This window comes from Metabacillus rhizolycopersici, from assembly GCF_020075705.1.
The window spans coordinates 60,796-67,433 of the sequence record NZ_JAIQUM010000021.1 but is presented as its reverse complement, the minus strand read 5'-3'; the positions used below and the strand labels follow the sequence as shown (position 1 = coordinate 67,433).

At 36.0% G+C, this 6,638-nt stretch carries 6 protein-coding genes; all 6 read left to right on the top strand.

The window, feature by feature from the left end; genetic code table 11:
• A partial coding sequence (locus tag K9V48_RS11580; RefSeq protein ID WP_224139155.1) for a PepSY domain-containing protein occupies positions 1–194 on the top strand: 194 nt, incomplete at its 5' end.
• 446 nt (positions 195–640) lie between these two features.
• Positions 641–1,687 carry a LacI family DNA-binding transcriptional regulator gene (locus tag K9V48_RS11575; RefSeq protein WP_224139154.1) on the top strand — a complete coding sequence of 349 codons (1,047 nt, stop codon included), beginning with the start codon at positions 641–643 and terminating at the stop codon, positions 1,685–1,687.
• Between the two features lie 356 nt (positions 1,688–2,043).
• A complete protein-coding gene (locus K9V48_RS11570) occupies positions 2,044–3,306 on the top strand; it encodes an ABC transporter substrate-binding protein (protein ID WP_224139153.1) in 1,263 nt (420 codons plus the stop codon).
• A gap of 94 nt (positions 3,307–3,400) precedes the next feature.
• Positions 3,401–4,327 (top strand): carbohydrate ABC transporter permease, encoded by a 927-nt coding sequence (locus K9V48_RS11565; RefSeq protein WP_224139152.1) that lies wholly within the window; start codon positions 3,401–3,403, stop codon positions 4,325–4,327.
• Positions 4,327–5,157 (top strand): carbohydrate ABC transporter permease, encoded by an 831-nt coding sequence (locus tag K9V48_RS11560; protein ID WP_224139151.1) that lies wholly within the window; start codon positions 4,327–4,329, stop codon positions 5,155–5,157. Before K9V48_RS11565 ends, K9V48_RS11560 begins: the two co-directional genes overlap by 1 nt.
• A 34-nt stretch (positions 5,158–5,191) precedes the next feature.
• The gene (locus K9V48_RS11555; protein ID WP_224139150.1) at positions 5,192–6,520 is read left to right on the top strand and encodes an alpha-glucosidase/alpha-galactosidase; all 1,329 of its coding nucleotides are present in this window, start codon (positions 5,192–5,194) and stop codon (positions 6,518–6,520) included.
• Positions 6,521–6,638 lie beyond the last annotated feature (118 nt).

Sequence of the window (6,638 nt, the reverse complement as noted above, 5' to 3'; positions counted from 1 at the left end):
CATTGATTTCTGAAAAAGAAGCAATCGCAATTGCGAAAAAGAACATCACGGGTGAAGTTGTTGAAATCGAGTTAGACGAAGATGATGGTAGATATGAATATGAGATGGAGCTTAAGACTTCAAATGGTGAGGCAGATATAACAATTGATGCTAATAGTGGAAAAGTTGTTGAATTGGAAAATGATGACGAATAGTTGACAAGCTTAAAAGATCCAAGGTGCATAATTAAGTGAAAAGAAAACAATAGTGTGGAAACGAAAAGGAAATGCCGATATTAGTATCAGCATTTCCTTTTTTAAGTTCTCGTTTTCTCTTCGGAACTAAATAATTTTCTATTTTCCAAAAAGTGTACAAATTAAAATTGATTACTAAATATTTACTAAATATTTAGTGGGGATCTTGAGCGATTTATGTGGTTGAATCCTACTTTAGTAAATGTCGAAAATGAGTTTTATGAAAAGAAAATGATGGAAAAGTCCATGGAAGTAGAATATTCATGCGAATTAAAAATTTATAATATTCAAAAAATAGATTGAAAGCGTTTAAAAATTTTGTTATTCTATGGATAAGAGGTAAATATTTAGTGAAAATAAGGTAATTATATTGAATTTTATTTACTAAGTGTAGTAAGGGGATTGAGATGACAACGATAAAAGATATTGCAGCTTATGCAAAAGTGTCAAGTTCAACTGTATCGAGAGTTTTAAATAATGACCCTACACTTTCAGTCGCAGATGAAACGAGAAACCGAATAATTGAAGCTTCAAAGGAATTGGGCTATACGACTGTGAGAAAGAGAAGAAATGAACAAAAGCTTGAGAATTTAAGTAGTCCTAGAATTGGGATTATTTTAACTTGTTCCTTAGAAGAAGAAGAAGATGGTGTTGACGACCCATACTTTTCTATTATTAGACAAGGTGTTGAGAGTGAGTGTTTAAATCAAGGGATTTATACGAACAAGGTTATTAGGTCTACAGATTCCCACCAAGAGCAAATCATTGAAGATATAGATGGGTTGATTGTGATTGGTGGGATGAACCTTGGTCTTTTAAATAGACTGAAAGATTCTTTGGATAATATTGTGTTTATCAATAACTCACCAGATGAGGATAGTTACGATTCGGTCATGATTGATTTTAGAAAAGCAACAACTAGTGCTATGGAACACTTATTGAATCAAGGATTTAAGGAAATTGGTTACATCGGTGGAAGTGTGAGCGATGATTTTTCAGATAACAATTTAGTGAGTAGGGATATGCGTCTAACGATATATGAAGAAATAATGAAATCGAAAGGAACCTATCGGAGAGATCAAGTGTTTATTGGGGAGTTTTCAATGACACAAGGATATCAGTTGATGAAAGATGCGATTAGCAAGGGGAATCTACCTGAAGCATTTTTTATTGCAAGTGATTCGATGGCGATAGGAGCTCTGCGCGCAATTCAAGAGGCAAATTTAAAGGTACCAGAAGATATTGCAATTGTTAGCTTTAATGATGTTCAAATGGCGAAATTTGCTAGTGTGCCATTAACGTCCGTTAAGGTTTATACAGAGCAAATGGGACGAGTTGGTGTGAAAATGTTGTTAGACAGAATTAATGGTAGAGATATTCCACTTAAAGTGACGCTCCCTACTAAGTTAGTTATTCGTGATAGCTGTGGGGTTAAAAAGAAAGTGGATTCTTAAGTGTCCATCATCATATATGTTTCGAACATGATTGTGGCAAATGCTTCACTTTTAAGGAGGTGATGAACTAGGAGAAATGATTTGTTTACATAGGGACATTAAGGGGGCAGGTTGTACGCATAAAGAAAGAGATGAAAAGTCATAGAAGTAGATAGAGATCCATTTTGCAGAATAGATATTTATTTACTATCTTTCATGAGACTTTTCAATCTCTACCATTCTCTGTAAGAGAAATAGCTAGATTTATATTATATGTTAACTTTAATGTTATAGCAAAAAATAAGGTGTATCTTACAACATGTTCTAATCGCAGGAAGAGGCATTTATTTCACTAAGAAAATAGGGGAGAAAAATACATGAAAAAGCTTATGAATATGTCCTTTATTGTAATCGCTTTCAGTTTGATTGTTTCAGGTTGCTCAAACAGTGCATCAAATAAGGCTGCTGGAGATGACGATAAAGTAACATTATCTCTTTTCTCATCAATGAATAACGAAGGCGAAAAGAAGGCATTTGAAAGTGTTATAGCAAAATTTGAAGAAGCAAATCCTGAAATTGATGTTGAAGTAAATTCACCTGGAGATTATGAAGATATGCTTCGCGTAAAGATGGCAGCAAATGATATGCCGGATTTATTTGATACACATGGCTGGTCACAGCTTCGATATGGTGAATATGTCGCTGATTTAAAGGATATGGATTGGGTACAGAATCTTGATCCTGCGTTAAATCCAATTATTAAAGATGAAGATGGGAAAGTGTACGCATTTCCATTAAACCAAGCAAAAGATGGTATTAGCTATAATGTTGAGGTGTTAAAAGAGTATGGTATTGAACCACCGTCAACACTTGATGAATTTATGAAAGCGTTAGAAACAGTTAAAGAAAAAAGCAACGGAGAAGTTGTACCACTATGGATTCCAGGTAGTGATAAATCTGCCATTGCACAAATTTTTGACGAGCTTGCGACTCCATTACTAATTACTGATGCCGAGAATAGCTATGGAGATCAATTAGTAAATGGAACATTTGACTGGAAGAATTACACACTACTTGCTACTAAAATGAAGGAAATTCAAGACAAAGGGTTGTTAAATGAAGATGTTTTAACAGCGCAATTACAACAAGCAACTGAGTTAATTGCACAAAATAAGATTGCTTTCACGTTCGTTGCAGGATCACTTGGTCCTGATGCTACAGAATTAAACCCAGATGTGAAAATAGGTACAATGCCTGTGCCGGCGATACATGAAGGTGATAAGCCGAGCTGGATTGGTGGAGAGCGTCATACATTAGCTGTTTGGAAAGACACAGAGCATCCTGATGAAGCAAGACGTTTACTTGACTTTTTTGCTCAACCAGAAAACGTTAAAACAATTGCAGAAGGCACATCTGCACCAGATGCTTTAACGAATGTAGAAGCGGAAAACTATTTCTCTGTTTTCTATAAAGAATTTGAGGATACTGCTGTTCAACCTTACTTTGATCGTGTTTATCTACCAAGTGGAATGTGGGATGTTATGGGGACTTCCGGTCAAGAATTGCTTTCAGGTAGCTTAACTCCTGAACAGTTATCAAAAAAAATGGGCGAAGAGTATGAACGATTAAGAAATCAGTAGCTTCGTGTAGATCCTAGTAAATGGATAAGGGGCGCATAAATGGCTCTCCCCTTATTCACTATAAAGCTCTACGTCTAAATGAGGAGTTGATATTATGAGCGAACTAGTAACCAGTAGAAAGATAGCGGTTGCCAAGAAAGCGCCGAAGCGAAAAGAGAAAAAGCAATCTTCTCTTTGGTGGATGTACATGCCCAGCTTTGTCATCGTGTTTCTGTTTATTCTATATCCATTCATTAATGGGATTCAATTATCTTTTACGAATTGGAATGGATTTTCGCAAAGTTATGATTGGGTAGGCTTAGACCAATACAAGCGAATGTTTACAGATCCAACAACATGGCTTGTTGTGAAAAATACATTACTTTATGGAGTCGGAAGCACGGTTTTACAAAATATTATTGGCTTACTTTACGCGATACTGTTAAATCAAAGCATTAGAATGAAGGCGATTACTCGAACGGTGATTTACCTTCCAGTAATTATTAGTCCGTTAATCATGGGGTATATTTGGTATTTCTTCTTTGCCTTTCAAGGTGGAGCACTTAATGACGTATTGCTTTTCTTTGGATTAGAAAAAATGAACATGTTAGCAAGTCCTGAAATGAATACGTGGATCATTGTGTTTGTCAACACGTATCAATATGTGGGTGTTGCCATGATTATTTATTTAGCTGGGTTACAAAGTATCTCAAAAGATTTTTATGAAGCAGCTCAAATTGATGGTGCATCTGCACTTCAGCAGTTTAAAAATATTACACTACCTTTATTAATGCCATCGATCACGATTAATGTAGTGCTAAATATTATCGGTGGTTTGAAATTATTTGATGTGATTATTGCATTAACTGGTGGAGGACCTGGAAATGCCTCTCAATCGATGTCAACGTTTATGTATGATCTTTATTTTAAAAGACAGGATGCTGGTTATGCAGCAACTCAAGGTGTTTTCATGGCTGTAATCATCCTTATTTTAAGCTTAGCTGCCCTCGTTTACTTTAGACGGAAGGAGATTGAAGCATAATGACATACATAGATAAGAAAAGGAAACGATTGTTAACAGGGTTAGCTATTCTCATTACGTTCGTTCATATTATTCCTTTCTATATTTTAATTACGACTTCTTTAAAAGCGAAAGGTGATTTTAGTTCAAAATGGGTTTTTCCAGATCAATTGAATTTCCAAAACTTTTCCGAGGCGTGGGAACTTGCAAACTTAGGGAATTCGTTTTTTAATACGGCAACTATCACACTGTTTTCAGCCGTATTATTGATTGTGTTTGGATCAATGTCAGCCTACCCACTGGCGCGTCGTCAAACAAAATTAAATAAGTTTTTTTACTTCTTATTTATAGCCATCATGATTATTCCACCATTGACTGCGTTAGTGCCATTGTACAATTTGGTCGTTGATTTTGGCATGATGAATACGTATGAGGTGGCAATTTTAAATAATGTTGCAGCATTTATGCCGTTAACGATCTTTTTATATGCAGGCTTCATCCGTTCGACGATACCAAAGGAATTAGAAGAGGCTGCAAAGATTGATGGGGCTAGTACGTTAGGAATTTTTTTCCGAATTGTATTTCCTTTGTTAAAACCAATAACTGCATCGATTCTTATTATATCTTGTGTGTACATTTGGAATGATTACCAGTTTGCGATCTTCTTCTTACAAGATAGTTCGATGCATACATTAACCGTTTCATTAGCCAATTTCTTTGGTTCAAATCAAAATAATCTTAACTTAGTAGCTGCTGCGGCCTTAATGTCGATGTTACCAATGACCATTTTATTCTTATTCTTACAAAAATACTTCATCGCAGGTTTATCCGCGGGTTCAGTGAAAGGGTAAAAAAATAAAAAGTTATAAGGAAGGAAGATGAAATATGTCTAAAATTACTTTTATTGGAGCAGGAAGTACGATTTTCACAAAAAATGTCCTAGGAGATTGTTTGTTTGTACCAGCATTAGCAGGATTTGAATTTGCCCTTTTCGATATTGATGAGCAGCGTCTAAAAGACTCAGAAAATATGTTGAATAACTTAAAGGAAAACTACAATAGTAATGTAACGATCAAATCATACTCTGATCGAAAAGATGCTTTACGTGGAGCGAAATATGTTATTAATGCAATCCAAGTAGGTGGGTATAAGCCTAGTACAGTGATAGACTTTGAGATTCCTAAAAAATATGGTTTACAGCAAACAATTGCCGATACGACTGGTATTGGTGGGATTTTCAGAGCGCTTCGGACAATTCCTGTTATGTTAGATTTTGCCAAGGATATTGAAGAGGTTTGTCCAGATGCCCTTTTCTTAAATTATACAAATCCGATGGCCGCTTTAACAGGGGCAATGCTGCGCTACACAAATGTGAAAACAATTGGATTATGTCATAGTGTTCAGGTTTGTACAGAGCACCTGTTTAAGGACTTAGGGATGGACCATGAAGGAATTGAAGAAAAAATCGCTGGTATTAACCATATGGCCTGGTTGCTTGAGGTAAAACGTGATGGCAAGGATTTATATCCAGAAATCAAGCGTCGTGCCAAGGAAAGACAACAATCAAAGCATGAGGATATGGTTCGCTACGAATTAATGGACAAGTTCGGATACTATATCACAGAGTCATCTGAGCATAATGCAGAGTACCATCCATATTTTATTAAGAGCAGATATCCTGAGCTAATAGAAAAGTTCAATATTCCGCTTGATGAATACCCACGTCGTTGTGTGTCTCAAATTGAGGAATGGGTGTCAATGCGGGAAGAAATGGTGAACAACAGTCAGCTTACGCATACTCGTTCACATGAGTATGGTTCAAGAATTATTGAAGCGATGGAAACGAATGTGCCATTCAAATTTGGCGGAAATGTGCTAAATACAGGGCGTTTGATTAGCAATCTCCCAGAAAAAGCAGTTGTTGAAGTACCTTGTGTGGTCGATCGCAATGGAATTATGCCAACCTACATTGGTGATCTACCAGAGCAACTAGCTGCACTGAACAGAACAAATATTAATACACAATTATTAACAATCGAAGCAGCGATCTCAGGAAAACGAGAGCATGTATACCAAGCAGCAATGCTTGACCCACATACAAGTGCGGAGTTATCGATGGACGATATTATTTCTATGTGTGACGAATTAATTGAAGCACATGGAAACTGGTTGCCACAGTTTTCAACTAATGGATCTTTCGATTATGTGAAATAGTATTTAAGGGACTGTTCCCTACCACTTTAAAGCGGTAGGGGACAGTCCCTTATCACAGAAAATCTCCTTTTTTATACATATCAAATCAATAGTATTGTATAGTATTACTTATAAAGGT

Excerpts from the sequence above, each read along its gene's own strand:
- K9V48_RS11575 (WP_224139154.1), top strand. The coding sequence starts at position 641 with ATGACAACGATAAAAGATATTGCAGCTTATGCAAAAGTGTCAAGTTCA.
- K9V48_RS11570 (WP_224139153.1), top strand. The coding sequence starts at position 2,044 with ATGAAAAAGCTTATGAATATGTCCTTTATTGTAATCGCTTTCAGTTTG.
- K9V48_RS11565 (WP_224139152.1), top strand. The coding sequence starts at position 3,401 with ATGAGCGAACTAGTAACCAGTAGAAAGATAGCGGTTGCCAAGAAAGCG.
- K9V48_RS11560 (WP_224139151.1), top strand. The coding sequence starts at position 4,327 with ATGACATACATAGATAAGAAAAGGAAACGATTGTTAACAGGGTTAGCT.
- K9V48_RS11555 (WP_224139150.1), top strand. The coding sequence starts at position 5,192 with ATGTCTAAAATTACTTTTATTGGAGCAGGAAGTACGATTTTCACAAAA.